The organism is Kitasatospora azatica KCTC 9699, assembly GCF_000744785.1.
GTDB classification, from domain to species: Bacteria; Actinomycetota; Actinomycetes; order Streptomycetales; family Streptomycetaceae; genus Kitasatospora; species Kitasatospora azatica.
Genome location: NZ_JQMO01000003.1, coordinates 4,393,100 through 4,419,555 on the forward strand (window position 1 = coordinate 4,393,100; position 26,456 = coordinate 4,419,555).

Sequence of the window (26,456 nt, forward strand, 5' to 3'; positions counted from 1 at the left end):
TCTGGCGAGGGGCATGCCACGCCCGGCGGCCCAATACGCCCCTGGGCTACGGGGCGGCAGCATGCTTGGGGAGCCTTACCGGACGTGTCCCTCACCGGCCTGGCTGCCCCGGTTCTTCTCCTCTTCCAGTGCTTTCCTCACTTCGTCCACGTAGGAATGGACCCAAGGGACGTACTCCGAGTCGACGGCGTTGCACAGTCCGGTGAGGAGCTGGACGGCCTCGCGCCGGTACCCGTCCATTCGGCCCAGCTGCCTGGCCGCGCTCACGCGGTCGTGGCTGTTGAGGGCGCGGTCCTTGGCCAGGCGGATCAGGAGCGCGGCGCCGGCCTCCCGGTGCCCGTCCACACGCGTCAACTCCTCTGCCGCAGTTACGCGATCGTGTGCGCTGAGCGTGGCGTCGTCGGCGAATGCCGTCAGCAGTTCGGCTCCGGCCTCCCGGTATCCGTCGACACGCGTCAACTCTCGGGCCGCGCATCGCCGGAGATGGCCGTCGGCAGTGGCGTCGTGGGCGACGCCGGTCAGGAGCGAGGCACCGGCCTCGCGGTAGCCGTCCGCTGCGGCCAGAGCCCCGGCCGCCCTGGTCCGCTCCCACACTGTGAGGCTGGTGTCGTGGGTGAGGCCCGTCAGGAGAGTCGCGCCGAGCGCCTGGCAGCCGTCCACCCCGATCAGTTTGCGAGCTGCGCCCAGGCGCTGCGTGCTGCTCAAGGTGGTGTCGCGGACGAGGCGGGACACGAGGGCAGCACCGGTTTCCCGGTGATCGGCCAGTTCGAGCAGTCCCTCGGCCGCCCGCAGGTGCCACGAGTTGTCGTGCAGGGTGGGGTCGGTGGCGAGGCGAGTGAGAAGCGCGGCACCGACGTCGTGGAAGTCGTCCATTCGGGCAAGGGCCCTGGCCGCGTCCACCCGACTGCCGTCCTCATGGAAGGTGTGATGCTGCTCCTTGAGGCGCCGCAGCTTCGACCACCATCGCTTCGACGGCTTCGCTGTGGGGGTCTCGGCGAGGCGGACCAGACGCGCAGTGCCGGCCTCCCGGTGCCCGTCCAGTGCCGCCAAGACGGTGGCCGCCCACACACGCCCGGTCCGGTCGACGGCGTCGTCGTCGGTGAGTCGGGTCAGAAGGGTGGCGCCGGTTTCCCGGTGTGCGCCCAGGCCGGCCAGGGCTTTGGCCGCGCCGATGCGGTCGTGGCTGTCGAGGGCGGTGTTCTTGGCGAAACGGGCCAGCAGCGCGGCGCCGCTCTCGCGGTGCTCCGCCACCCCGGCCAGGGCCTCGGCCGCGGCCACGCGATAGCGGTCGTCGAGCGAGGTTTCCTCGGTGAAACGGGCCAGCAGCGCGGCGCCGGCCTCCCGATGCCCGTCCACGGCGGTCAGCGCCTCGGCTGCCCTCACACGGGCATACCCGTTGCCGTCCCGCTGTGTGGTCGCAAGCCGCTTCGGCAACCGGCTTCGCCGCGGTGTCGGCCACTCGCCCGTGGTGTCGTCGGCGAAGTGGGTCAGGCGCGCGGCACCGTCCTCGCGGTGCCCCGCGACCCGGGCCAGAGCCTTGGCCGCGCTCACGCGCTGATAGTTGTAGAGCGAGGTGTCGTCGGCGAGGCGCGTCAGGAGCGCGGCACCGGCCTCCCGGTGCCCGTCCGAGAAAGCCAGGGTCTCGGCCGCGCGCACGCGCTCGGTGCCGTCAAGGGTGCGGTCGTCGGCGAGCCGGGCCAGGTCGGCGGTGTCGGGCGATTGATCTCCACCGCCCGAGTCCGCCATCAGGTCATCCATGATCCTCCAGAGGTCAGAACGTGTGCTCATCCAGGAGACGTTGTAGCGGACGCTGCGCCGTGGGCGGCAGGCCCGAAAGACCGATACGCGAACCGAGCGATCAGCGGGGGGCCAGGACGGCGATGTCCGAGCCGAAACCGACCACCAACCTCCCGTCCGGCGCTACCGCCAGTCTCCGGATACCGGCTGGAAAGGCGTACTGGCCGATCTGCTGCCCTGCGGTTGCGTCCCACACCCGCACGGTTCTGTCGTCGCCTCCGGTGGCGACGACAAGGCGGCCGTCCAGCATCCCCGCCGCAGCTGCCCACACGTCGCTGGTGTGTCCCGTCAAGGGCGACCCCATTGGTTCACCCGTGGCCGTGTCCCACAGGTGGACCGTATTCGTCCCGGAACTGGTCAGGATGACGTTGCGGCCTTCGACCGTTGCCAGGGCGAGGGCGCGGGCGCGGTCCTCCTTCGGCTGCACTCCGATCCATTGGCTCGTGGACAGGTCCCACACACGTCCTTCCCGGGTCACGGCAACGAAGCGGCCCTCCAGTACCGCAAAGAAATGGATGTTCACGAGGGTGTACTCCCTCGTCGACCGTCCGTGCAGCTCTTCCCGGTCGGCCAGGTCCCAGATCCGCACCGCCCGGTCCACGTCGCGCGTGAGGAGAGTGGGTCGCCCCTCCACCATCCCCACCGTCAGCAGGTCCACGTTGCCCGTGTAGTCGGCCAGAGGGGCACCGAGCTGTCCCCCGTCGTCGAGGGATCGGATCCGCACTTTCTTGTCCGAGTCGCCGGTGACGATGACGCAACGGCCGTCCACGACGGCTGCGGTGAACACTCGCACGTACCCTGCGTGACCAGTCAGCCGGCTGCCCGTCTCCATGTCACCGTCGAGGTCCCAGATCCGAACTGATCTGTCGTCGCCCCCGGTGACGGCGAGGTGACGTGCCTTCACCACTGGCATCGCCGTTCCCCGCACGGCGCCCAGGTGGCCGATCAGCGGCGGGTACAGAGGCTTGAGGGTGGACAGATCCCACACCTTGACCGGCCCATGACCGCCGACGAGGGCGGCGGGGCGGCCGTGGAGCACCCCCACGGCCGCCGTTTCCACGAATCTGGCCGGAACGGGCTCTCCGGCCTGCTCGCCCGTGGTCACGTTCCAGACGCGCACCTCGTAGGCGTTGGCGCTGACAGCTATCGGGCACTCCAGGGCCGGATCGGTGACCAGGAACTGCGCCTGGGCATTGAGGCTCAGGCTGACGCAGTGCCCTGCCTCCCCGTCGCCGCTGGTTGCCAACGTCCGGTCGGACTCCTGGTCTGCGAACACGGGAAGCCACTCGGAAGGGTCGCCCACGGGACCGACCTCCCGCCCCGTGATCAGGTCCCACCACCGGAGGCTTTCCTCCCCCGTGATGGGGTCTGCCGCCCCGAGTTCCTTGCAGTGGCTGGTGACAGCCACGGGACGGCCGCCGAGCACCGTCGTCGCCAGAGCGGACACGAAGCCGGTGCGAATGGTCACGGGCTCACCGTGCTGGGTGAGGGCGGCAAGATCCCACACCAGCAGCACGTCGTCGGTGCCGGCGCCGACCGCGACCGGGCGGCCCTCGGCCAGTCCGGTGGCGAGCGATTTCACCCAGGAGTCGTTGTCGGCGTGGAACGCGCCGAGCGGTTCTCCCTCGGCCAGGTCCCACACTCGGACGGCGCCCTCGGTGCCGCTGGTCACAGCAACGGGACAGCCGTCCAGCACCGCCGTCGTCAGCGCACGCACCGCGCCGGTGTGCTCGGTCACGACCTGGCCGAGTTTCCTGCCCGTTGCCAGATCCCACCAGTGCAGTGTGCCGTCCTCGCAGCCGGCGACGGCGAGCCCGCGGCCCTCCACGGCCGCCGTCGACACCACAGCCACCTCGGCCGGCACAGGCAGCGCATACCGCAGCCGGGAGTCCAGGCCGTTGCCGGTCGCCCACTGCACGACCCAGGGATCATCCGCTTCCTGACGGACGGCCACCTCGGCGATGCTTCTCGCCAGCTCGCGGTTTCCGTACCGGGCGGCGTCCAGCGCGAGTACCTGCCGCCGCACCCCTGCACTGGCCCCACGATGCACATGCCCTGACGTCCGGTACACGGCAGCCGCCGTCACCTCCTCCTGCCCGGCGGCACCGTCCAACGCCGCCAGAACCTGCTCCGGGTCGCCAGTCACCAGCCACCCCGGATCGGACAACCGCCCACCCACCACCGCAACCTCACGGGCCGGACGACCGCTTTGAAAATCACCAGACATGACCGGCACCGTAACCTCCCCACCCGCCACGCCGCTGGCACCAAAGCAAACTTCAGTAGCAACATACGTATTTCCCCGCGCGTGCTGCCATCACTCACCACGAGAGGAGGAAGAGGACGCGATCTGGGGCGTGCCGGGGGTCCGGGTGCGGCGCATCGACCGCCAGGGGCTTCACCTCGGGCTGGTCCACACTACGGCCCACCTGGCACAGCCGACTTACGAGCGCGGAGCCGGCCGTCCACTCAGCCAGGAGGTGGTCTCCGCCTTGAACGCTGGGCTGTCCCTCCCCGAGGTCGCCGACGTGGCGGCCCAGATCGGCTATCCGGTTATGGACGGCCCTACTGCGTGACCAACAGAGGCGGATTCCGGCGTCGTATCCAGTCGCGAGAGGATCGGCACGACAGGGGAAGCCGAGGAGTCCGGATGGCTGGTCAGACGGCAAGGATCGAACCGCTGTACCGCACTCACCGCTGACCCGCGGAGCCGTGGCACATGGACCGTGATCATTTCGCCCTGCTGGAAGCAGCACGCCGCGCCCTGCCGGACGGGTTCACCGACCGCCGGTTCGGTGAGCGGATCCGGATCCCGAAGCCGTTCGACTTCGACCTGGACACCGAGGGGCTGATTCCGTACCAGGTCTGACCCGGGTCGGACGTCACGCGTTCGGTATGGTCCAGACATCATGCGTTCGATATGGAGAACACTCGATCGCGGTCTGCTGCGCGACATCGCCCTGGTCGGCCTGGCCGTCGGGGTGATCGGCGTGTCCTACGGTGCGATCGCCGTGGCCGCCGGTTTCCCGCTCTGGCTGCCCGTCCTGATGAGCACCCTGGTCCTGGCCGGGGCCTCCGAGTTCCTCTTCATCGGGATCGTCGCGGCCGGCGGCAGCCCGATCGCGGCCGTCGCCGCCGGACTGCTGGTCAACGCCCGGCACCTGCCGTTCGGCCTGTCCCTGCCGGACGTCCTCGGCGGCGGCTGGCGGCGGCTGCTCGGCAGCCATGTGATGAACGACGAGAGCGTGGTCTTCGCGCTCGCCCAGCCCGACCTGGCGCGCAAACGGGCCGCGTACTGGGCCTGCGGGGGCGCGGTGCTGGTCTGCTGGCCGACCGGCGCGCTGCTCGGTGCACTGGCCGGCTCCGCGGTGCACGGCACCTCCGCTCTCGGCCTGGACGCGATGTTCCCCGCGGTGCTGCTCGCCCTGGTGCTGCCGGCCCTGCGGGACGGCGCCAAGCGGCGCTCGGCGCTCACCGGCGCGGTACTCGCCCTGGCCGCGGCCCCGTTCCTGCCGGCCGGACTGCCGGTGCTGCTCGCGCTGGCCGGCCTGGCGGTCCCGGGGCCGCGTGCCCGTACGGAGGTCGCCGGGTGAACCACCACACCACCCTGGTCGTCGCCGCCCTCGCGCTGGCCGCCGGCACCTTCGCCTTCCGCCTCGCCGGCCCGCTGCTGCGCAGCCGGGTCACCTTCCCGGCGCGTGTGGAGAAGCTGCTGGAGACCGCCTCGGTGGTCCTGCTGGTCGCCCTGGTCGCCACCACCACGCTCTACGAGGGCCACGGCTGGGCCGGATACGCCCGCCCGGCCGGCGTCCTGGTCGGCGGGGTGCTGGCCTGGCGCAAGCTGCCCTTCCTGGTGGTGGTCCTGGCGGCGGCGGGCACCACCGCGGTGCTGCGCCTGGCGGGCGTCGGCTGAGCACCGGGTCGCCCCGGTACCCCCGAACGGGGGACACCGCGCGCGAGGCGTGAGGTGACGGGGTGTCATGGGAGGTATGGCACACCGACAGCACTGGATGATCCGCTTCACGGACGAGTTGATGACCCTCACCAGCGACCTGACGCAGGAGCAGGCCGCCGACTTCGTGCGGCGGGTGTATCTGGCCGGGCACGAGGCAGGGGTGGCCGAGGCGGCGGAGGAGAGCCGGCGGGAGGGGGAGTAGCGGGGCGGGGCCCGAGTGGCCGGGAGGCTGGGAAAGTGGCCGGGAGGCTGTGCGAGTAGCGGGCGCCGGGGGCCCGGGCCCCTGTGGCGCCGGACCGCTCGCGCGATAACCTGCACCATTCGCACACCAGTGGCCCCCAGCTGAGGCAACCCGATGGAAGGCACCATGGCCGAGACCCGCGAGACCGCGATCCCGACCCAGCGGGTCCCCACCTGGGGCCGCGCCACGCGGGTCGCCCGGGCAGCGCGCGCCTCCCGGCTCGGCGGCGCCCTGCCGCACCTGCTGCTGGCCGTCGCCTTCCTCGCCGCCTACAGCCTGCTCGCCCTGGTGCGCTACTACCGGTTCGGCTCGCCCTCCTGGGACCTGGGCATATTCACCGAGGCGGTCAAGGGCTACGCGCACTTCGGCGCGCCGGTCCTGTCGATCAAGGGTCCGGGCTTCAACGCGCTGGGCGACCACTGGTCGCCGATCCTGGCACTGCTCGCGCCCGCGTTCTGGCTGGTGCCTTCGGCGGCCACGCTGCTGGTCGCGCAGGCCGCACTGTTCGCCTGGTCGGTCGGCGTGGTCTCGGACACCGCCGCGCGACTGCTGGAGAGCCGCAACCGCGGCCTGCTGATCGGCACCGCCTACGGGCTCTCCTGGGGTCTGCAGCGCGCGATCGACGCCGAGTTCCACGAGATCGCCTTCGCCGTCCCGCTGCTGGCCATGGTGGGCCGTCAGCTCCTGCTCCGGCGCTGGGAACGGGCCGCCTGGTGGGCGATGCCGCTGGTGCTGGTCAAGGAGGACCTCGGGCTGACCGTGGCGATGGTCGGCGTGCTGCTGATGCTCACCGCGCGGCGCTGGTCCACCGGCGCGGTCATGGTGCTGTTCGGGCTGGGCTTCACCGCGCTGACCATCGGCGCGCTGATCCCGCACTTCAACCCGCACCACCAGTTCGACTACTGGTCCAAGCTGCCGGGCGGCAGCCACCCGCACCTGTGGCAGGTGCTGAGCGGCCCGTTCACCCGGCTGACGGTCTGGAAGACGGTCGGCTGGCTGTTCGGCATCGTCGGGTTCCTGGCGCTGCGCTCACCGCTGGTGCTGCTCGCGCTGCCCACCCTGGCCTGGCGGTTCGGCTCCTCCAACTCGATGTTCTGGGGGCCCGACTGGCACTACAACGCGACCCTGATGCCGATCGTCTTCCTGGCCCTGGTGGACGCCGTGGCCCGGTTGCGCCGCTCGGAGCGCTCGCTGTTCAAGGGCTTCGCCGACTCGATGGTGCCGGCCGCCCCGGCGATCGCGGCGGCCTGCCTGGTCAGCCTGCCGGTCGGACTGGGCGGGCTGGGCGACCCGGCGGCCTGGTCCGGCGGCCGGCACGCGGCGGCGCTGCGCGCCGCGATCGACGCGATCCCGCCGGGCGTCCGGGTGGAGGCCTCGATGGCGCCGCTGGCCCGGCTGGCCGCCCGCGACGACGCCTACTGGCTGGGCGGCAGCAAGCCCACCCCGCCGGACTACCTCTGCGTGGACCTGGCCGGCTGGGAGGGCGGGCCCACCGACCTGCCCGGCTATGGCGCTGCCCTGCACCCGGGGACCAGCTACTACGTGATCTTCAAGCAGGACCAGGTCGTCGTGTTGAGGAAGCAGTGACCCGCTGACTCAGGACGACAGGCACGGGCAGCTGGTCATCAGCGCCTTGACGTTGGCCACGTAGCCCGGGTTCGGGATCACCGAGGTGCCGGTGGTGACGCCGGTCGACGGGTCGGTGGTGCTGGTGTAGTGCACGTTGCCGGCGCCCGCGTTGTAGGCGGCGATCACCAGGTCGAGCAGCGGGTTCTTGCCGGTGACCGGGTCCGGGGACAGGTCGTACTTGCCGCCGAAGTCCGAGTCGCCGTAGTACGCGACCAGTTCGTCCAGCAGCTCGGCGCCGAGGTCGGTGTTGCCGGCCAGTGTCTGGACGTCGTTCTTGGTGGCGAACTTGCCGTTCATCCAGGTCGCGGTGGCCGGCATGATCTGCATGGTGCCGATGCCGCCGTCGCAGGCCAGGATCGCGGACTTCCAGCCGCTCTCCTGCCAGGCGACCGCCTTCAGCAGGGCGACCGGCAGCGGCGGCAGCTTGTCGGTCCCGCCGTTGCCCAGCGTCAGGGTGCGGGTCTTGCCCGCGGCGGCGGTGAGCGCGGCGGCGACGTCGGCGGGGGCGGCGTTGCTGCCGGTGAAGCTGGGCGCACAGGTGCTCTGCGCGGCCGGGGTGTGCGCGGGGACCGGCGGCGGCGGGGCGACCGGGCCCGGTTTGGCGGTGGGCGCCGGCGCGGCGCTCACCGCGGCCTGCGGCTTGGCGGTGGACGGCGTGGCCGAGGCGGACGCGCTGGCGGAGGGGTGTCCGGAGGCGCTGCGGGAGGCACTGGGCGACGGGCTGTGCGAGGCGCTGCCCGAGGCGGACGGCGAGGCACTGGCCGAGGCGGAGGGCGAGGCCGACGGGGTGGGCGAAGCGGAGGCCGACAGGTCGGTCGCCGCCGCCGGGGCCGCACTCGGCGCGTCCGCCACCGTCACGGTCTGGTGCTCGCCTCCGGTCCCGGAGCCGGACAGGGCGTAGGCACCGCCCACGCCGACCACCGCCACCGATATCAGGCCGGCCGCAGCCTTCTGGCGCCTGCTGATCCGCATGATTCCCCCCGGGTCCGCAACAAAGAGCTAGGCGACGGTCTTGGCCGGCCAGTCAAATCGGCCAGTCAAAGAGGCGACAGCCTACCGACCGCCCGTCACGCACCCGTCGCCGGGCTACCCGTAGGAGGCCGCCAACTCCTGCAGCGCGGCCAGCGCACGCTCCGCGTCGGCGGCCCCGACGAAGAGGTGGTCGTGGTGGAAGCCGGCCACCACGTTGCAGCTGATCCCGTGCTCGGCCAGCCGCCCGGCGACGGCCGCCGTGAGCCCCACCGCCTCCAGCGCCGAGTGCACCCGCAGCGTGATCCAGGCCGCCACGTACCCGTACGTCAGCCCCAGCGCGTCCGCCTCGGCCTGCTCCACCACCACCGTCACGCCCTCGGGCTCGGCCACCGTCACCACCGGCCGCAGCCCGGCGGGCGCCCGCCCCGGGAAGGTGCAGTAGACGAAGCGGCCCTCGTTGAGCACGGGCTCCATGGTCGCGAGCAACGTCCGTAGATCCTTTTCACCGGCCATGCCCGCCACCGTAGCCGCCGGGACGCGTCAGATCGGGGTGCCACTCGTAAGCCGTTGACGACCGACACTCACCGATATATCGTTGAGGCATCGAGACAGTACGAAAGACGATCGCGATCCTGTTCTGAAGGGTCGTTGGAGCTCTCGTGCAGTCTGAAATCAGTAAGCTCGAAGGGGGTGCGCATCATGCGCATGGAGAACTCATCGCGCCGCGGACACCGTCGCCGTGGCCCTCGTTCCGGCGAGCTGCCGGGCGAGTTCGAACAGCGGCGCGGGGCCTACGGCCCGCCGGTACCGCCCGGCGGTCCGTTCGGTGGTGGCCCCTTCGGGGGCGGCCCGTTCGGCGGGTTCGGGGGACCGTTCCGGGGTGGCCCGGGCGGGCGTGGTCGTGGGCGGCACGGCGGGCGAGCCCGTCGTGGCGACGTCCGGGCCTCGCTGCTCGCGCTGCTGAAGGAGCGCCCGATGCACGGCTACGAGATGATCACCGAGATCGGCGAGCGGACCTCGGGCCACTGGCGGCCCAGTCCGGGATCGGTCTACCCGACCCTCCAGCTGCTGGAGGAGGAGGGTCTGATCGAGGCTCAGGAGACCGGCGGCAAGCGCCTGTTCACGCTGACCGAGACCGGTCGCACGGAGGCCGAGTCCGCCTCCGCCGAGCCCTGGCTGGAGGCCGGGCGCGGAGTGGACTGGGAGGCCGTGCAGGAGGTGGGCCAGACCATGGCCTCACTGGACCAGGCGATCCGCCAGGTGATGACCACCGGCACCGAGGAGCAGCGCAGCAAGGGCCTGGCGGTCCTGGTCGAGGCCCGCAAGAAGCTCTACCTGATCCTGGCCGACGCCGAGGGGTAGGGCACAAGAGTCAGTCGGAGTCCGGCGCCCGGTACTCGTAGCGCCAGCGCGAGCGCCCCTTGGCGTCGTACTCCTTGGCCCGGACGTACACCAGCGTCCGGGCCGGCTCGTCCCCGTGGGCGGGGACCGGGACCCGGTAGACCTTGGGCACGTTGTTGAACGGAGTCAGCGCGATCGGCAGCACCCGTCCGTCCAACGGTCCGCCGACGAACTCGGTGTCCGAGCTGCGCATCGATCCACACTCCTCTTCTCAACGGGCCAAGCTTCGCACCAGCGGCGGAGGGTTCCCAAACACCCCCCGGTCGGCGTCGCCCGAATGCTCCCTTATCCTGCTCTGTACGCCCCCGGGCCTCAGGGCCGGTCTCTGGGATCTGCCCCGGGTCAGCGGCCCCCTGCGAGCGCGCCGCGGACCGAGGCGTCGGCCGCCCCGGTGACCCCGGTGCCGGCTGCCCGGTGAACCACCGGGCGCTCCCGGGAAGCCGCGGGCAGTGCCTGGCGTTGCGTCGGTAGTTGCGTCGAACGCTGTGTCACACCAGTCACAGCCGTGCGGAAGGGGCCCGATGGAAGCCAGCAGCAGGTGGTCGGCATGGTGGCGGCGCGATCGTCAGCGCACCGGGGCCGACGCAGGCGGCGCTGACTCCCCGGCGGCCCGACTCGACCTGCTGCTCGCCGCGGTCCGGGTCGGCTTCCCGGTGGCGCCGGCCGCGCACCCGGCCGGCTACCGCTGCTCCTGCGACCGGGTCGGCTGCCCGGCCCCGGCCCAGCACCCGGTCTCCTTCGCCTGGCAGTCGCAGGCCACCACCGATACCGAGCAGCTCACCCGCTGGCTCTCCCGCGACCCGCAGACCAACTTCATCACCGCGACCGGCCGGGCCCACGACGTCCTCGACGTCCCGGCCGAGGCCGGTCGCCTCGCATTGGCCCGGCTCACCGAGCTGGGCGTGGAGGGTCCGGTGGCGGCCGTCGGCGAGGAGCGCTACCTCTTCTTCACCGCCACCCGCGGCACCCCGGAGGACGAGGACGAGTGGTGGTCGAGCGCCCTCGACACCCACCCGGACACCGTCTCCGAGCACCCGGGCCTGCGCTGGCACTGCCGCGGGTCCTACACCCTGCTGCCGCCGGCCGCGCTGCCCGACGGCTCGGAGGTCCGCTGGCTGCGCGGGCCCGAGCAGCCACTGCCGGACCCGCTGCGGGTGCTGGACGTGCTCACCGACGCCTGCACCGAGGTGGGCGCGGTCGCCGAGGAGCAGTGGCTGATCGGGTAGCGCCCGGCCGGGCCGATCACGGCAGGGTGAGGATCTCCGCGCCGTCGGCCGTCACCAGCAGGGTGTGCTCGAACTGCGCGGTGCGCTTGCGGTCCTTGGTGACCACGGTCCAGCCGTCCGGCCAGATCTCGTAGTCGTAGGTGCCGAGGGTGAGCATCGGCTCGATGGTGAAGGTCATCCCGGGCTTGATCACCTCGGTGGCCCGCTCGCTGTCGTAGTGCGGGATGATCAGGCCGGAGTGGAACGAGGTGTTGATCCCGTGCCCGGTGAAGTCGCGCACCACGCCGTAGCCGAAGCGCTTGGCGTAGGACTCGATCACCCGGCCGATCACGTTGACCTGCCGGCCCGGCTTGACCGCCTTGATCGCCCGGTCGAGTGACTCCCGGGTGCGCTCGACGAGCAGCCGCGACTCCTCGTCCACATCCCCGCACAGGTAGGTGGCGTTCAGGTCGCCGTGCACCCCGTGGATGTACGCGGTGGCGTCGATGTTGACGATGTCGCCGTCCTGCAGCACGGTCGAGTCCGGGATGCCGTGGCAGATCACCTCGTTGATCGAGGTGCAGATCGACTTGGGGAAGCCCCGGTAGCCGAGGTCCGACGGGTAGGCGCCGTGGTCGCACATGTACTCGTGGGCCGCCGCGTCCAGTTGATCGGTCGTCACCCCCGGCGAGATCAGCTTGGCCGCCGCCTCCATCGCCTGCGCGGCGATCCGGCCGGCGATCCGCATCTTCTCGACGGTCTCCGTGTCCTGCACCTCGGGGCCGGTGTACGGGGTCGGCGCGGGCTTGCCGACGTACTCCGGTCGGGCGATGTGCGCCGGGACCTTGCGGGTGGGGGACTGGGTGCCGGGAACCAGGTGAGCCATGGTCGCGAGTCTATCTCCCGGGTCCCCGACACCCCCGGCAGTGTGTGCGAAGGTGCCGCCGGGAATGATCCTGGTGGAGACGAAGGAGAGAACCATGCCGCTGTTCCGTCACGAGCCCACCGGCAAGCCCGGCGAGTGGTACTTCTGCCTGAAGCACCACAAGGTCGAGGAGGGCCCGGAGTGCGCGGCCAAGGACCGGCTCGGCCCGTACGCCAGCCGCCAGGAGGCCGAGAACGCCCTGCAGATCGCCGCCGAGCGCAACCGCGAGTGGCGCACCGACCCGGCCTGGAACGACGACGACCCGGGCCAGGACCGCAGCTGACGGCTGCTCAGGCCACCAGCTCGGCCGCCTCCCGCTGCGCGCGCACCGCCGCCACGTGCGGGTCGGTCCGCGCGTCGTAGGCGAGCAGCCTCGGCAGCACCGCCGCCAGCGCGCCCACGCTCAGCACGCAGGCCACCCCGCCCAGCCAGACCGAGCCGCGCACCCCGACCACCGCCGCCGTGCCACCGGCCCGCAGCTGCCCGAGCTGCGGGCCGATCGAGAAGCTGAGCAGTTCCACCCCGGCCAGCCGGCCGCGCAGCTCGTCCGGGATCGACTGGTTCCAGATCGCCGAGCGGGCCGTCCCGCTGATCATGTCGGCGCCGCCGGCCACCGCCAGCGCGGCCAGCACCAGCCAGATGTTGTCCACCAGCCCCGCCGCCGTCATCGCCGCGCCCCAGCCGAGCGCCGCCAGCACCAGCATCCGCCCGTGCCGGTGGACGGCCGAGGTCCAGCCGCTGGTCACCGAGAGCGCGAGTTCGCCCACCGCCGGGGCCGCGTAGAGGAGGCCGAGCGCCCAGGGGGCGTGCAGCCGGTCGGCGAGGAACGGGAAGACCGCGATCGGGAAGGCGAAGAGCATCGCGGCGATGTCCACCACGTAGCTGCCGAGCAGCTCGGGCCGGCTCCAGGCGTACCGGATCCCGGCCAGCACCGCCGCCAGCGAGGGCTTCTCGGCCCCGGTCGGCGGCGGCACCGCGCGGATCCGCACCAGCAGCAGCGCCGAGCACGCGAAGCTGGCCGCATCCACCGCGAAGGCCGTCGGGACCCCGGCACCGGCGGTGACCACCCCGGCCAGTGCGGGGCCGAGCAGGGCGCCGACGCTGTAGTACAGCTGCTGCAGCGCGAACGCGGCGGTCAGCTGCTCATGCCGTACCAGTCGCGGCAGCAGCGCGTCGAGGGCCGGGCGGCGCAGTCCATCCAGCGCTGCGGTCAGCGCGGCGACCAGGTAGATCGGCCAGATCAGTGGGTGCGGCAGCAGCGAGTTGGCCAGCAGTAGCGCGGTCAGCAGGCCGAGCCCGGTCTCCGCGCCCAGCACCAGCTTGCGGCGGTCCAGCGCGTCCGCCAGCGCGCCGCCCCAGAGCCCGAAGACGACCAGCGGCAGCAGCTCGACCGCGCCGGTCAGACCGACCGCCAGGTAGGAGCCGGTCAGCTGCTTGATCTGCAGCGGGACCGCGACATAGGTGAAGAAGCTGCCCAGACCCGAGACGGCGCCCGAGCCCCAGAGCAGCCGGAAGTCACGGGAGGAGCGCCAGGGGGCGAGGTCCGGTCGCAGACCGCGCAGCTTCGCTTTCACAGGCGGCCATGCTGCGCGCCCAGCGCGCCGGCGGCAACCGAATATCGGTCACCAGCGCTGGGCCGGCTCCCCGCCGAGCTGCCGGGCCAGGCGGGCCAGCAGCGTCCTCGGGCGCTCCCCGGCCGCCGCCCCGACCAGGTGCTGCACCAGGTCGAAGGCCGGCTCCTCGGCGCTCTCCACGGTCAGCTGCTGGTGTGCGAGGCCGGCCAGCTCGCCGTCCTCCGGGGCCAGCGCGAGCACCGTCGCCCCACCTCGCCGGGCGTCCTGCACCCGCTCCAGCAGGTCGGCCTCGGCCGCCTCGGGGGTGACCACCAGGACGGTCTCGCCGCGCCGGGCGGCCGCGAGCCGGTCCAGGCCGTGGCGCAGGTGTCCGGGGGCGTCCGGCCACGGGAGTTGATGGCGGATCAACGACGGCGCCAGCTGCGGCACTTGGGACCAGGCAGCCTCGTCGTCCAGATGGGCGGCCAGGTGCCAGGGCTCGTACCCGGCCGAGCCGACCAGCAGCAGGCCGCGCGCCGAGCGCCTGGTGACCGCCGAACGCAGCGCACCGGCGAAGCCGCGGGTCGCCTCCAGCAGCGGCGAGCCGGCCAGCGCCTCGCGCAGCGCCGTCACGTTCCTCGCGTCCATTCCGCCACTCCCATCGCCGCCGTCCGCCCAGGATGGAGGCCGAGCCGGGGCTTTGGCAGGATCTCGGTATGACTTCCCTCGATTCAGCGACCAGCCCCACCCCCGGACCCGACGTCACCGAGCTGGTGGTCGGGGTCCTCGGCGGCACCGGCGACCAGGGCCGCGGCCTGGCCTACCGGCTGGCCAAGGCCGGCCAGCAAGTGATCATCGGCTCGCGCAACGCCGAGCGGGCCGAGGCCGCCGCCGCCGAGCTCGGCCTCGGGGTGCGCGGTGCGGACAACGCCACCACCGCGCGGGAGAGCGACCTGGTGATCGTCGCGGTGCCGTGGGACGGGCACGGCGAGACGCTGGCGAGCCTGCGGGCCGAGCTGGCCGGCAAGATCGTGGTGGACTGCGTCAACCCGCTGGGCTTCGACAAGCAGGGCGCCTACGCGCTCAAGCCGGAGGAGGGCAGCGCCGCCCAGCAGGCCGCCGCCCTGCTGCCCGAGTCCCGGGTCACCGCCGCCTTCCACCACCTGTCGGCGGTGCTGCTGCAGGACCACGCGATCGAGACCATCGACACCGACGTGCTGGTGCTGGGTGACGAGCGGGCCGCCACCGACCTGGTGCAGGCGCTGGCCGAGCGGATCCCCGGGATGCGCGGCGTCTTCGCCGGCCGGCTGCGCAACGCCCACCAGGTCGAGTCGCTGGTGGCCAACCTGATCTCGGTCAACCGCCGGTACAAGGCCCACGCGGGCCTGCGCATCACCGATGTGTGACCTCCGGTGACAGTCCGGTGAAGACACGGAAGGCCCGGATGCACCCCGTTGCGGGGGGATCCGGGCCTTCCGTGACAATGGGAGCGACAATCCCGACCTCTGGAGCCGGCTGATATGCCCCGCTACGCCCTGTACGCCTCGATCATCTTCGTCCTCGCGGTGGCCGCCGCCGTGGTCTCCTTCGTGCAGGGCAACTGGCTCGGCGTGGTGTGGGTGCTGCTGGCCGGGGTCTCCAGCAACATCGCCTGGTACTACCTGCGCAAGGAGAAGCTGGACCGGGCGAACGAGCCCGCCTGAGGTCGGCTCGTCCGGAATCAGTGCTGCCAGAAGTGGAACAGGTACTGCCCGAAGTACTGGTAGAACCCGCCCACCCCGAAGAGTTCCATGATCTTGAACACCTGGTCGAAGAACCAGACGTTCACCTGCGACTGCCAGAGGATCACGAAGACCGCCAGCATCCCGTACGGCGCGAACGGCTGCACCGCCCGGCGCGTCTGCGGCGACAGCCAGGGCTCGATGATCCCGTAGCCGTCCAGGCCCGGCACCGGCAGCAGGTTCAGCAGCGAGGCGCTCACCTGGAGCAGGCCGAGGAAGGCCAGCGCGGCCGGCAGGACGTGCACCGTGGTGCTGCCGACCTGGGTGGTCCCCGGCGCGTCGTCCAGCCAGCCCTGGCCGACCGGGACCAGCAGCACGATCGCGAAGGCCAGGTTGACCAGCGGCCCGGCCGCCGAGATCAGGCTGTGCTTGAGCCGCCCCTGGATCCGGTGCCGCTCGATGAAGACCGCGCCGCCGGGCAGGCCGATGCCGCCCAGTAGCACGAAGACCACCGGCAGCACGAAGCTGGTCAGTCCGTTGGCGTACTTGAACGGATTGAGCGTCAGATAGCCCTTGGCGCCGATCGTGATGTCCCCGCCGTGCAGCGCGGTGCGCGCGTGCGCGTACTCGTGCAGGCAGAGCGAGACCATCCAGCCCGCCACCACGAAGAGGAAGACCCCGAAGCCGGCTGAGCCGTATCCGGACCAGGTCGCCCAGCCCGAGGTGCCCAGTATGGCCAGCAGCACCCAGAACACCGGGCTGATCCGCCGCTCCTCGCGGTCGGACCTGCGGATGTCGGCAAAGCTCATTCCCACTCCTTGATGGATTTCCGCTGTCCCTCAAGGGAGGGTAGACGGTCATCGGCCGGCGCGGCTGGCCGCAGAATGGTGCGGTGCACTACGGCATCCTCGGCACCACGACCGCGACCCACGACGACGGCACCCCGGTTCCGCTCGGCGGCGCCCGGCTGCGCGCGCTGCTCGCCGCCCTGGTGCTGCGCCAGGGCGCGCCGGTACCGGCCGAGGCGCTGGTGGCCGAAGTCTGGGAGGCCGAGCCGCCGCAGGACTCCGCCGCCGCCCTGCAGACCCTGGTCGGCCGGCTGCGGCGCACCATCGGCCGCGACGCGGTCGGCTCGGGGCCCGGCGGCTACTGGCTGACCGAGGGCGCCAGCGATCTGACCCGCTTTCAGGAACTCACCGCGAGCGGCCGCAAGGCGCTGGCCGCGGGCGATCCGCAGGCGGCGGCCGACCAGTTGGGCGCGGCGCTGGCACTGTGGCGCGGCCCGGCGCTGGCCGACCTGCCCGACCGGGCGGGCAGCGCGGTGCGGCTGGAGGCGCAGCGGGCCGAGGCCCGGCGGGCCCGGATCACCGCCGAGCTGGCGCTGGGCCGGGCCGCCGAGCTGGTCGCCGAGCTGGCCGGGCTCTGCGCCGACCACCCGCTGGACGAGCCGCTGCACCTGCTCTGGATCCGCGCACTGCAGCGCAGCGGGCGCAGCGCCGAGGCGCTGGAGCGATACGAGCAGCTGCGCCGCGCGCTGGCCGAGCAGCTGGGCGCCGACCCGGGCGCCGAGCTGCGCGCCGCGCACCAGGAGCTGCTCAGCCAGCAGCTCCCCGGCCAGGAGCACGACGGCCAGGCGCAGGTGGGCTACCAGCAGGTGGGCCACCAGTCGCAGCTGCCGGTCCGCGAGCCCCAGGCGGCCCCGAGGCGCACCGATGAGCAGCGCTCCACCGATGGCCTGCGCCCCACCGGCAACCTGCGCGCCCGCCTGACCAGCTTCGTCGGCCGCGAGCAGGACCTCAGCGCACTCGGCGAGCTGATCGGCGCCTCCCGCCTGATCACCCTGATCGGCCCCGGCGGCTCCGGCAAGACCCGCCTCTCGGTGGAGGCCGGCCGGCTCGCCCAGCGGGATCCGGCCGGGCAGGCGCACTGGCCGGACGGTGTCTGGCAGATCGAGCTGGCCCCGTTGGAGGACCCGGCCGCGGTACCCGACGCGGTGCTCTCCGCGCTGGGCCTGCGCTCCACCCAGCTGCACCAGAAGATGCCCGACGGCCCGGTGGACCCGGTGCGCCGGATCGTCGAGCACTGCGGCCGGGCCCGGATGCTGCTGCTGCTCGACAACTGCGAGCACCTCATCCAGGCCGCCGCCGAGCTGGCCGACCAGCTGCTCGCCGAGTGCCCGGGGCTGTCCATCCTGGCCACCAGCCGCGAGCCGCTGGGTGTGCCCGGCGAGGCCCTGCTGCCGGTGGAGCCGCTGCCGGACCCGATAGCGCTGCGGCTGCTCGGCGAGCGTGGCGCCGCTGCCCGGCCCGGCTTCGACCCGGCCGACGACCCGGCCGCCTGCGCCGAGATCTGCCGCCGACTGGACGGCCTGCCGCTGGCGATCGAACTGGCCGCCGCCCGGCTGCGCAGCATGACGCCCCGTCAGCTGGCCGATCGGCTGGACGGCCGGTTCGCCCTGCTGACCGGCGGCAGCCGGGTGCTGCTGCCCCGTCAGCAGACGCTGCGCGCGGTGGTCGACTGGAGCTGGGAGCTGCTGGACGAACGCGAGCGCGCGGTGCTGCGCCGACTCTCGGTGTTCGCCGGCGGCTGCACCCTGGAGGACGCCGAACAGGTCTGCGCCGACGGTACGTCGGTGCGCGCCGGCGAGGTCGCCGAGCTGCTCTTCTCGCTGGTCGACAAGTCGCTGGTGGTGGCCGGCCTCAACCCGCAGGGGCCGCCGCGGTACTGGATGCTGGAGACGATCCACGAGTACGCCGTCGAGCGGCTGGCCGAGGCCGCGGAGCCGCAGACCGCCGACCGGCACCTGGCGGCCTTCCGCGAGCTGGTCCGTGAGGCCGAGCTCAACCTGCACGGGAACCAACAGGTGCGGCTGCTCGGCGTATTGGAGCGCGAGCAGGACAACGTCCGGGCCGCGCTGCGCCATGCGGTGGCCACCGGCGCCGAGCAGGACGCGCTGGTGCTGCTGCTCGGCATGACCTGGTTCTGGATGCTGCGGGACTACCGGGCGGAGGCCCGGACCTGGGTGGACCAGGTCTGCGCCATGCACGAGGACCCGTTCGCAGAAGGCGCGCCGGCCCCCGAGCCGATCGACCGCCTGCCGCTGGAGTACTCGTTGCCGTGGTCGGACGCGGTGCTTCAGGAAGCCCGCCGGCAGGCCCGGATCTTCCAGCTGGTCTCCCGCTTCGAGGGGGACATGGAGGTGATCGGCGACCCCGAGCTGGTGGAGCGCGCGCCGCGGATCATCGCCGCCTACCACGGCGGGCTGCCGCAGACCTACAGCTACCCGCCGATGCTGCGGATCTTCGCCTGCTTCCTGGCGGGGCAGGCCGAGCAGATGCGGGAAATGCTGGACGACGCGGTGGCGGGCTGCCGCCGGTACGGCCGCGACAGCGAGCTGGCCTGGGCGCTGCAACTGCGCGCCAAGATGTCCAACGACCAGGTCGGCGGCCTGGAGCAGGCCCGCAAGGACGGCGACGAGGCGATGGAGACCTACGCCCGGCTCGGCGACACCTGGGGGATGTCGGAGGCCCTGGCCGCCCAGGCCGAGACGGCCGGCTTCTCCGGCGACTCCGCCGCCGCGGCCGCCGCCTACCGCCGGTCGATCGAGCTGGCCGGCGAGCTGGGCGCGTCGCAGGACGTGCCGCAGCTCACCGTGCGGCTGGGCGAGGCGATGCTGGACCAGGACCCGGAGGAGGCCGAGCGGCTGATCCGGCAGGGCCTGGCCGCCGCCGTCCGGGGCGGCCAGCGGGCCGACGGCACCCTGGTCTACGGGCACAGCCTGCTCGCCGCGCTGCACTCCCACCGCGGCGACTACCCGGCCGCGCTGGCCGAGCTGGCCGCGCTGAAGAAGGACCAGAACCAACTGGGCCGCGGCGCGCCCGGGCTGACCAGCGCGCTGGTGGCCTGTGGCGAGAGTCTGGTGCTGGCCCGCAGCGGGGAGGTGGACCAAGGCGTCGAGCGGCTGCGCCATGGGCTGCGCCGGCTGGCCGAGGTCCCCGAGACGGCCGCCGTCTTCACCCAGCACGTCACGCTGCTGCTGATCCCGCTGATCGCCGGGGTGCTGCTGATCCGCGCCGAGCGGGACGGTGATCGGGTGCCGGCCCGCCGGGCCGCTCTGCTGGTGGGTGCGCACGGCGGCCGGCTGGGCGTCCAGGGCAGCTTCCTGGAACGGCTGGAGGCGGCCACCCGGGAGGCGGCGCTGAACCGGCTGCTGGGCGAGGCCGAGGTCGAGCGGCTCAAGGCCGAGGGCCGCGGCCTCTCCTGGGAGGAGACCACGGCCCTGCTGGACGTGCTGGTGGAAGAGCTCTGAGGCGGCGTCAGGTCCGCTTGCGGAACCGGGCGACGGCGAGCGGGGCGGTGATCGCGGTGATCCCCACCGACCAGATCAGCACCAGGGTGACCGAGTGGGCCAGCGGTCCGCCGTTGATCAGGTTGCGGCAGGCGTCGGCCAGGTTGGAGAGCGGGTTGTACTTGGTGAAGGCCTGCAGCCAGCCGGGCATGGTGCTCGGCGGTGCGAAGATCGAGCTGCCGAACTGCAGCGGCATCAGCACCAGCATGCCGATCCCCTGGACGGCCTGGGCACTGCGCAGCACCAGTCCGAGCAGCATCGAGATCCAGACCAGCGACATCCCGAAGAGCAGCGAGAGGCCGACCGCGCCGAGTACCCCGAGCACCCCGGTCTTCAACTGCAGTCCGAGTATCAGCGCGAAGCTGATCAGCACCGCGTAGGAGACCAGTCCACGGCAGGCCTCGGCCAGCATCTTGCCGATCAGCACCGAGGAGCGCCCGATCGGCAGGGTCCGGAAACGGTCCATCACCCCGGTCTGGAAGTCGGTGTTGAGCCCGGTGCCGACCGCCATCGCCAGGTTCATCCCGGTGGTGCCGAGCAGACCCGGGATCAGCCACTGCTTGTACTGCCCCTGACTGGAGATGGCGCCGCCGAAGACGTAGACGAAGAGCACGGTGAAGATGATCGGCATCAGCACCGCGTCGAACATCGACTCCGGGTCGGCCTTGATCCGCATCAGGTTGCGCCGGGTCAGTGCGCCGATATGGCGCAGGTGGCCGCGCAGCCCGATCCGGCCGTCCGCGTCCGGGTAGGCGGCGGCCGTGGTGGTGGGGGCGGTGACGGGGGCGGTGGTGGCGGTGGTCATCGCTGGGCCTCCTGGCCGGCCGGGGTGTCGGTGGGCTGCTTGCCGGCCGGGGTGTCGGTGGGCTGCTTGCCGGTGATCGCCAGGAAGACCTCGTCCAGGCTGGGCACCTTGGTGTCGATGGCGGCGATGCCGAAGCCGCGGGTGCCGAGCACCCCGATCACGGCGGTCAGCTGCTCCTCGCGGCTGATCGGTACCGCGAGCCGGCCGGTCTCCACCGAGTGGGTCGCGCCGCTGATCCCGCTCTCGGCCAGGCAGCGGGCCATCTCGGACAGTTCGGCCGGGTGGGTCGGGCGGATCTGCAGGGTGCGGCCGCCGACCTGGGCCTTCAGCCCGTCCACCGTGCCGTTGGCGATCACCTGGCCGCGGTCGATCACGGTCAGGTCGGTGGCCAACTGCTCGGCCTCCTCCATGTACTGGGTGGTGAGCAGCACGGTGGCGCCTTCGGCGACCATCCGCTGCACCTCGTCCCAGACCTCGTTGCGGGTGCGCGGGTCCAGGCCGGTGGTGGGCTCGTCCAGGTAGAGCACCCGGGGGCGGCCGATCATGCTCGCGGCCAGGTCGAGGCGTCGGCGCATCCCGCCGGAGTAGGTCTTGGCCGGGCGGCCGGCGGCCTCGGTGAGCGAGAAGCGCTCCAGCAGCTCGGTGGCGCGGGCCTTGGCCTCCTTGCCGGACAGGTCGAGCAGTCGGCCGATCAGGTAGAGGTTCTCGGCGCCGGAGAGCAGTTCGTCCACCGAGGCGTACTGGCCGGTGAGGCCGATCGTGCGGCGCAGCTGCTTGGGCTGGCGCAGTACGTCGTAGCCGCCGACCACGGCGGTGCCGGCGTCGGGCTTGATCAGCGTGGAGAGCACTCGGATCAGCGTGGTCTTTCCGGCCCCGTTCGGGCCGAGCACGCCGAGCACGGTGCCCTGGCGGACCGTCAGGTCCACCCCGTCCAGGGCCTTGGTGTCACCGAAGTGCTTGACGATGCCCCGGGCTTCGACAGCATGGGCGGTCTTCGTTGTCATGCCTCAAGGCTGTCCGCCGCCGCTGTCACGCCGCTGTCACGCAACCGGCAGCGGGCCGGCGTCACCGTCGGCCCGCTGCCGGTCTGCTGTCAGCTCGCTGTCGCGACTACCTGGAGCCGCGCCTACTTGAAGCCGCGCCTACTTGAAGGTGTGCTCGGCCGCCGGGAAGCTGCCGCCGCGCACCTCGGCGGCGTACTCGCGCGCCGCGTCCCCGAGCACCGCCCGCAGGTTGGCGTACTGCTTGACGAACTTCGGCACCCGGCCGGCGGTCATCCCGGCCATGTCCGTCCAGACCAGCACCTGCGCGTCGCAGCCGGCGCCGGCGCCGATGCCGACCGTCGGGATCGACAGCGACTCGGTGACGTGCCCGGCCAGCTCGGCCGGCACCGCCTCCAGCACCACGGCGAAGGCGCCGGCCTGCTGCACCGCCTTGGCGTCGCGCTGCAGCTTGTGCGCGGCCTCGTCGCCCCGGCCCTGCACCGGGTAGCCGCCGAGCGCGTGCACCGACTGCGGGGTCAGGCCGATGTGCGCCATCACCGGCACCCCGGCCTCGGTGAGCAGCTCGATGGTGCGGGCGCTGCGCTCGCCGCCCTCCAGCTTGACCGCGCCGACCCCGGCCTCCTTCATCAGCCGGACGGCGTTGCGCAGGGCCTGCGCCGGGGACTCCTGGTACGAGCCGAACGGCATGTCGCCGATCACCAGGGCCCGCTCGGTGCCGCGCACCACGGCGGCGGAGAGCATCACCATCTCGTCCATGGTGACCGGGACGGTGGTGGTGTAGCCGAGGTGGCAGTTGCCGGCCGAGTCGCCGACCAGCAGGACCGGGATGCCGGCCTCGTCGAAGACGCCGGCCGTCAGGGCGTCGTAGGCGGTGAGCATCGCCCACCGCTCCCCGCGCTGCTTGGCGGCGGCCAGGTCGCGGACGGTGACGCGGCGGTTGGTGACCCCGCCGTAGAGGGTGTGCCCCTCGGACGCCTTGGCGGGCGTCTGGGCAGGCGAAGGCTGAGAAGCGTTCATGGAACAGGCTCCTGATGGGTTGTGGTCTCGTGGCGCCGTGTGGCGTCCCCGGATCTGCGTCCATGCTTGCACGGCCCGCCGCCGGCGCAAAAGAGCCGGGTAACTTTGCCGATGTTTTGCGATACGGGTCCGTCTCGTATCGAAAACCGGAGTAGAGTCACCGTGGGGGATTTCGAGACGCCAGCGTCTCGAAGCCGTTCCCGCCAGCTTGCCGTACCTCCACCGCACGGACGGGACAGACGCATGACCACCGCGACACCGGGCACCGCACCACGGGTGCCGGAAGCCATCCACCGCCGGCGCTGGGCGATCCTGGGCACGCTGATCCTGGCGCTGCTCGTCGTCGTCCTCGACAACTCGATCCTCAACGTCGCGATGAAGACCATCGCGACCCCGGCTCCCGTCGGCCTCGGCGCCACCCAGAGCGACCTCGAGTGGGCGATCAACTCCTACACGCTGGTCTTCGCCGGCCTGCTCTTCACCTCGGGCCTGCTCGGCGACCGGTTCGGCCGCAAGAAGGCGCTGCTCGGCGGCATGGTGGTGTTCGGACTGGGCTCGCTGCTCTCCGCGCTGTCCACCGGACCCGGCCAGCTGATCACCTTCCGGGCCGTGATGGGCCTGGGCGGTGCCTTCGTGATGCCGGCCACGCTGGCCATCATCATGAACGTCTTCGAGCGCAAGGAGCAGCCCAAGGCGATCGGCGTCTGGGCCGGCGCGGTGGGCCTGGCGATCGCGATCGGCCCGATCACCGGCGGTCTGCTGATCGAGCACTTCTGGTGGGGCTCGGTCTTCCTGGTCAACGTGCCGATCGTGGCCGTGGCGCTGGTGGCGATGTTCCTGCTGGTCCCGGACTCCAAGGACCCCAACCCCGGCAAGCTCGACCCGGTCGGCGTGCTGCTGTCGATCATCGGTCTGGTGGCGCTGATCTACGGCATCATCAAGGGCGGCGAGCTGGCCGACTTCACGCAGGCCGCGGCCTGGGTGCCGGTGCTGATCGGCCTGGTCGCGCTGACCGCCTTCGTGTTCTACGAGAAGCGGATCAGCCACCCGGCGCTGGACGTCAGCTGGTTCCGCAACCGGGTCTTCTCCGCGTCGGTGGCCGTGATCGGCGTGGTCTTCTTCGCGCTGATGGGCGTCTCCTTCTTCGGCGTCTTCTACACCCAGAGCGTGCGCGGCTACAGCGCGCTGGCCGCCGGTGCGCTGATGCTGCCGCTGGCCTGCGCCCAGCTGCTGTTCGCCCCCCGGGCCCGGCTGGTGGTCGACAAGATCGGCGTGCGGGCCACCTGTGCGGGCGGCATGGCGCTGATCGCGATCGCCTTCCTGGGCTACCTGCTGCTCGACCGGACCACCCCGATCTGGGTGCTCGAGGTGATCGGCTTCGTGATGGGCGCCGGCATGGCGCACGTGATGCCGCCGGTGACCGTGTCGATCATGGGCTCGCTGCCGCGCGAGAAGGCCGGCGCCGGCTCGGCGATCAACAACACCTTCCGCCAGGTCGGCGGCTCGCTGGGCGTCGCGGTGCTCGGTGCGGTGCTCTCCACCGTCTACCGCAACGGCATCTCCGACAAGCTCGCCGAGCTGCCCGCCGGGCTGCGGGACAAGGCGGGGGAGTCGCTGGAGGCCACCCTCGGGATCGCCGGGCAGTCCGGGCCGAAGGGCCAGGCGCTGGTCCAGCCCGCCTACGACTCCTTCATCCACGCCATGCACGTGGTGGCCGGCCTGTCCGCCGGGGTGACCGTGGTCGGCGCCCTGCTGGCCTGGTTCTTCCTGCCCGGCGTGGTGGCCGCCCCGGGCGCCGCCCCGGCGGACGCCGCCAAGGCCGCAGCGGTCGAACCGGTCCCCTCGACCAAGGCCTGAGCGGGGCGAAGGAGAATAGCCTCATGGACACGGATCGCCAGTTCTCGTCGATTGTCGCCGCCGGGGCGCCGCAGTGTGCGGCGCCCCGGCGGGGGCGTCCCCGTTCCGAGGCAGCGGAGCTGGCGATCTGTCAGGCCGTGGAGCGGCTGATGACCGAGGGCGGCAGCCTGGCGGACCTGACCATCGAGGGCATCGCCCAGGCCGCCGGGGTCGGCAAGGCCACCATCTACCGGCGCTGGCCCAACAAGGAGGCGCTGCTGGTCGACGTGATCGCCCGGCTGGAGGAGCCGGTCCCCGAGCTGCCCGGCACCAGCGTGCGGGACGACGTGGTGGAGATCATCGAGTACATGCGCCGCCGCGGCCTGGCCAAGCGCTCGCGCTGGGTGCTGCGGGTGGCGTTGCAGCAGATGCACCAGCTGCCCGGACTCAAAGAGGTGTACTACGAACGGGTGATCAACGAGCGCCGCCGGATGCTGCGCGAGGTGGTCGAGCGCGGCATGGCCAACGGCGAGTTCCGCGCCGACCTGGACTCCGCGCTGCTCGCCGAGATGCTGGTCGGCCCGATGCTGCTGCGCGCGGTGATATACGACGACTCGCCGCTGGACGACCCCGAGCTGCCGGCCCTGATCGTGGACACCCTGCTGGAGGGACTGCGTGGCCCGGCCGCCAGCGGTGCTCCGGCCGCCGGCGGTGCTCCGGCCCCCGGCGGTGCTCCGGCCCACGGCGCCGCGCCCGCGCAAAAGCGCTGATGGCGGAACCTCTGAGGTGCTCGAGCGCGTCTGTCCCGGCATAGGCTGAGCCGAAGATCCGACATTTCCGGACAGGACTTCGGCCCAGGCAGGCAGGACGGACATCGACGAGCCCCAGGGGGTCCCCCGCATGACGCAGGCCGACGAGGCGTGGGCACCGACGGACGGCGAGCTGCCGCCCCCCGCTGACCCAGGCACCCGCCGGCGGCGCTGGTCCTGGGGTGGCCGGTCCGGGGGGCCCTCGTCCGGCGGCTCATCGTCCGATGGTTCCTCGTCCGGTGATCGCTCGTCCGGCGGTCGCTGGTCCTGGGGCAAGGACGCGCGGGGCAGCTCCACCTGGCGGCGCGGCTGGGTACTCGCCGGGCTCGCCGCACTGATCGCGCTGCTGCTCGGCTTCCACCGCCAAGTCCCCAACTCCGTCGGCAACTTCGGCAGTCTGCTGGAAACCTTCCTGCCCTGGCTCGGGCTGGCCCTACCGGTCCTGCTGGTCCCCGCCCTGCTACGCCGCTCGGCCACCGCACTGATCGCGCTGCTGCTGCCGGTGGTGGTCTGGACGGTGCTCTTCGGCGGCCTGCTGGGCGACAAGAGCGGCGGCACGGGCGACTTCACCGCACTCACCCACAACGTCTCCGCCGACAACCCCGACCCCGCAGGCACGGTGCGCCAGCTCAACGCCTCCGGCGCGCAGCTCGTCGCGCTGGAGGAGCTGACCGGTGCCGCGCTGCCCGCCTACACCTCCGGCCTGGCCGCGAAGTACCCGTACCACGTGGTGGAGGGCACCGTCGGTCTCTGGTCCAGCTACCCGCTCAGCGACACCCGGGTGGTGGACATCAGGATCGGCTGGACCCGGGCCTTCCGTACCCAGGTGGCCACTCCCCAGGGCCCGCTCGCGGTCTACGTGGCGCACCTGCCGTCGGTGCGGGTGAAGTTCGACGCCGGCTTCACGGCCGGGCAGCGCGACGTCAGCGCCCAGGCGTTGGGCGACGCGATCGAGGCCGAGCCGCTGCAGAAGGTGCTGCTGCTCGGCGACCTCAACGGCACCATGAACGACCGGGCGCTGGCGCCGGTGACCTCGCAGCTGCGCTCGGCCCAGGGCTCGGCCGGCTCCGGATTCGGCTTCAGCTGGCCGTCCGGCTTCCCGATGGCGCGGATCGACCAGATCATGAGCCGCGGCATGAAGCCCACCGGCTCCTGGGTGCTGCCGGCCGACGGCAGCGACCACCGCGCGATCGCCGCCGCCTACCGGTACAACAGGTAGCGCTACAACAGGTAGCGTC

At 72.2% G+C, this 26,456-nt stretch carries 26 protein-coding genes; 14 read left to right on the top strand and 12 right to left on the bottom strand.

What is annotated here, in order from left to right:
- Nucleotides 1–75: 75 nt before the first annotated feature.
- Together BR98_RS30200 and BR98_RS30205 are read right to left on the bottom strand one after the other, a co-directional pair.
- Nucleotides 76–1,758, bottom strand: coding sequence for a hypothetical protein (locus BR98_RS30200; RefSeq protein WP_035849705.1), 1,683 nt, complete (start codon nt 1,756–1,758; stop codon nt 76–78).
- Nucleotides 1,759–1,858: 100 nt separating this feature from the next.
- Nucleotides 1,859–4,024, bottom strand: coding sequence for a WD40 repeat domain-containing protein (locus tag BR98_RS30205; RefSeq protein WP_157537986.1), 2,166 nt, complete (start codon nt 4,022–4,024; stop codon nt 1,859–1,861).
- Nucleotides 4,025–4,516: 492 nt separating this feature from the next.
- Between BR98_RS30205 and BR98_RS39745 the strand changes: the two genes are divergently transcribed.
- From BR98_RS39745 to BR98_RS30225, 5 genes are all read left to right on the top strand, one after another.
- The gene (locus tag BR98_RS39745) at nt 4,517–4,666 is read left to right on the top strand and encodes a hypothetical protein (RefSeq protein WP_157537987.1); all 150 of its coding nucleotides are present in this window, start codon (nt 4,517–4,519) and stop codon (nt 4,664–4,666) included.
- Nucleotides 4,667–4,706: 40 nt separating this feature from the next.
- Nucleotides 4,707–5,390: an AzlC family ABC transporter permease gene (locus BR98_RS30215; RefSeq protein WP_035849712.1), complete on the top strand. Its 684-nt coding sequence runs from the start codon at nt 4,707–4,709 to the stop codon at nt 5,388–5,390.
- Nucleotides 5,387–5,710 (top strand): AzlD domain-containing protein, encoded by a 324-nt coding sequence (locus tag BR98_RS30220; RefSeq protein ID WP_035849714.1) that lies wholly within the window; start codon nt 5,387–5,389, stop codon nt 5,708–5,710. Before BR98_RS30215 ends, BR98_RS30220 begins: the two co-directional genes overlap by 4 nt.
- 76 nt (nt 5,711–5,786) lie before the next feature.
- A complete protein-coding gene (locus BR98_RS39750) occupies nt 5,787–5,954 on the top strand; it encodes a hypothetical protein (protein ID WP_157537988.1) in 168 nt (55 codons plus the stop codon).
- 165 nt (nt 5,955–6,119) lie between these two features.
- On the top strand, nt 6,120–7,580 hold the full coding sequence (locus tag BR98_RS30225; protein ID WP_198042307.1) for a DUF2079 domain-containing protein: 1,461 nt from the start codon (nt 6,120–6,122) through the stop codon (nt 7,578–7,580).
- Between the two features lie 9 nt (nt 7,581–7,589).
- On the opposite strand, the gene BR98_RS30230 is transcribed toward BR98_RS30225, so the two are convergent.
- Together BR98_RS30230 and BR98_RS30235 are read right to left on the bottom strand one after the other, a co-directional pair.
- On the bottom strand, nt 7,590–8,594 hold the full coding sequence (locus BR98_RS30230; RefSeq protein WP_083977152.1) for a lytic transglycosylase domain-containing protein: 1,005 nt from the start codon (nt 8,592–8,594) through the stop codon (nt 7,590–7,592).
- 114 nt (nt 8,595–8,708) lie between these two features.
- Nucleotides 8,709–9,107, bottom strand: a complete 399-nt coding sequence (locus BR98_RS30235; RefSeq protein WP_035849718.1) for an ACT domain-containing protein — start codon at nt 9,105–9,107, stop codon at nt 8,709–8,711.
- Between the two features lie 192 nt (nt 9,108–9,299).
- On the opposite strand from BR98_RS30235, the gene BR98_RS38510 reads away from it, so the two are divergent.
- Nucleotides 9,300–9,956: a PadR family transcriptional regulator gene (locus BR98_RS38510; RefSeq protein WP_157537989.1), complete on the top strand. Its 657-nt coding sequence runs from the start codon at nt 9,300–9,302 to the stop codon at nt 9,954–9,956.
- A gap of 10 nt (nt 9,957–9,966) precedes the next feature.
- Here the strand turns inward: BR98_RS38510 and BR98_RS30245 are convergent, their stop codons facing one another.
- Entirely contained in the window at nt 9,967–10,188 is a 222-nt protein-coding gene (locus BR98_RS30245; protein ID WP_035849721.1) for a hypothetical protein, read from the bottom strand.
- A 328-nt stretch (nt 10,189–10,516) separates the two neighbouring features.
- Here BR98_RS30245 and BR98_RS30250 point away from each other — a divergent pair, with 328 nt between their 5' ends.
- Nucleotides 10,517–11,221 carry a bifunctional DNA primase/polymerase gene (locus tag BR98_RS30250; RefSeq protein WP_035849729.1) on the top strand — a complete coding sequence of 235 codons (705 nt, stop codon included), beginning with the start codon at nt 10,517–10,519 and terminating at the stop codon, nt 11,219–11,221.
- 16 nt (nt 11,222–11,237) lie between these two features.
- On the opposite strand, the gene map is transcribed toward BR98_RS30250, so the two are convergent.
- Complete coding sequence (map, locus tag BR98_RS30255; protein WP_035849731.1) at nt 11,238–12,086, bottom strand: type I methionyl aminopeptidase; 849 nt, start codon at nt 12,084–12,086, stop codon at nt 11,238–11,240.
- Between the two features lie 94 nt (nt 12,087–12,180).
- Here map and BR98_RS30260 point away from each other — a divergent pair, with 94 nt between their 5' ends.
- Nucleotides 12,181–12,408: a hypothetical protein gene (locus BR98_RS30260; protein WP_035854378.1), complete on the top strand. Its 228-nt coding sequence runs from the start codon at nt 12,181–12,183 to the stop codon at nt 12,406–12,408.
- A gap of 7 nt (nt 12,409–12,415) precedes the next feature.
- Here BR98_RS30260 and BR98_RS30265 read toward each other — a convergent pair whose 3' ends face one another.
- Nucleotides 12,416–13,699, bottom strand: a complete 1,284-nt coding sequence (locus tag BR98_RS30265; protein WP_035849733.1) for an MFS transporter — start codon at nt 13,697–13,699, stop codon at nt 12,416–12,418.
- Nucleotides 13,700–13,747: 48 nt separating this feature from the next.
- Entirely contained in the window at nt 13,748–14,326 is a 579-nt protein-coding gene (locus tag BR98_RS30270; RefSeq protein ID WP_035849735.1) for a hypothetical protein, read from the bottom strand.
- 68 nt (nt 14,327–14,394) lie between these two features.
- Here BR98_RS30270 and npdG point away from each other — a divergent pair, with 68 nt between their 5' ends.
- Together npdG and BR98_RS30280 are read left to right on the top strand one after the other, a co-directional pair.
- On the top strand, nt 14,395–15,084 hold the full coding sequence (npdG, locus tag BR98_RS30275) for an NADPH-dependent F420 reductase (protein ID WP_035849737.1): 690 nt from the start codon (nt 14,395–14,397) through the stop codon (nt 15,082–15,084).
- A 114-nt stretch (nt 15,085–15,198) separates the two neighbouring features.
- Entirely contained in the window at nt 15,199–15,381 is a 183-nt protein-coding gene (locus tag BR98_RS30280; RefSeq protein WP_035849746.1) for a hypothetical protein, read from the top strand.
- Nucleotides 15,382–15,398: 17 nt separating this feature from the next.
- On the opposite strand, the gene BR98_RS30285 is transcribed toward BR98_RS30280, so the two are convergent.
- Entirely contained in the window at nt 15,399–16,208 is an 810-nt protein-coding gene (locus tag BR98_RS30285; protein WP_035849748.1) for a site-2 protease family protein, read from the bottom strand.
- Between the two features lie 83 nt (nt 16,209–16,291).
- Here BR98_RS30285 and BR98_RS30290 point away from each other — a divergent pair, with 83 nt between their 5' ends.
- Entirely contained in the window at nt 16,292–19,708 is a 3,417-nt protein-coding gene (locus BR98_RS30290) for an AfsR/SARP family transcriptional regulator (RefSeq protein WP_035849752.1), read from the top strand.
- 7 nt (nt 19,709–19,715) lie between these two features.
- Here the strand turns inward: BR98_RS30290 and BR98_RS30295 are convergent, their stop codons facing one another.
- From BR98_RS30295 to panB, 3 genes are all read right to left on the bottom strand, one after another.
- Nucleotides 19,716–20,552, bottom strand: coding sequence for an ABC transporter permease (locus tag BR98_RS30295; RefSeq protein ID WP_083977154.1), 837 nt, complete (start codon nt 20,550–20,552; stop codon nt 19,716–19,718).
- Nucleotides 20,549–21,556, bottom strand: a complete 1,008-nt coding sequence (locus BR98_RS30300; RefSeq protein WP_035849754.1) for a daunorubicin resistance protein DrrA family ABC transporter ATP-binding protein — start codon at nt 21,554–21,556, stop codon at nt 20,549–20,551. The genes BR98_RS30295 and BR98_RS30300 overlap by 4 nt, the downstream gene beginning before the upstream one ends.
- 138 nt (nt 21,557–21,694) lie before the next feature.
- On the bottom strand, nt 21,695–22,573 hold the full coding sequence (gene panB / locus BR98_RS30305) for a 3-methyl-2-oxobutanoate hydroxymethyltransferase (RefSeq protein ID WP_035849757.1): 879 nt from the start codon (nt 22,571–22,573) through the stop codon (nt 21,695–21,697).
- 243 nt (nt 22,574–22,816) lie between these two features.
- Here panB and BR98_RS30310 point away from each other — a divergent pair, with 243 nt between their 5' ends.
- The 3 genes from BR98_RS30310 to BR98_RS30320 all read left to right on the top strand — a co-directional run bounded on the left by BR98_RS30310 (nt 22,817) and on the right by BR98_RS30320 (nt 26,437).
- Nucleotides 22,817–24,430, top strand: a complete 1,614-nt coding sequence (locus tag BR98_RS30310; protein ID WP_035849760.1) for an MFS transporter — start codon at nt 22,817–22,819, stop codon at nt 24,428–24,430.
- Nucleotides 24,431–24,453: 23 nt separating this feature from the next.
- Nucleotides 24,454–25,179: a TetR/AcrR family transcriptional regulator gene (locus BR98_RS30315; RefSeq protein ID WP_063774860.1), complete on the top strand. Its 726-nt coding sequence runs from the start codon at nt 24,454–24,456 to the stop codon at nt 25,177–25,179.
- Nucleotides 25,180–25,309: 130 nt separating this feature from the next.
- Entirely contained in the window at nt 25,310–26,437 is a 1,128-nt protein-coding gene (locus tag BR98_RS30320; RefSeq protein WP_083977156.1) for an endonuclease/exonuclease/phosphatase family protein, read from the top strand.
- The last annotated feature ends 19 nt before the right edge of the window (nt 26,438–26,456 follow it).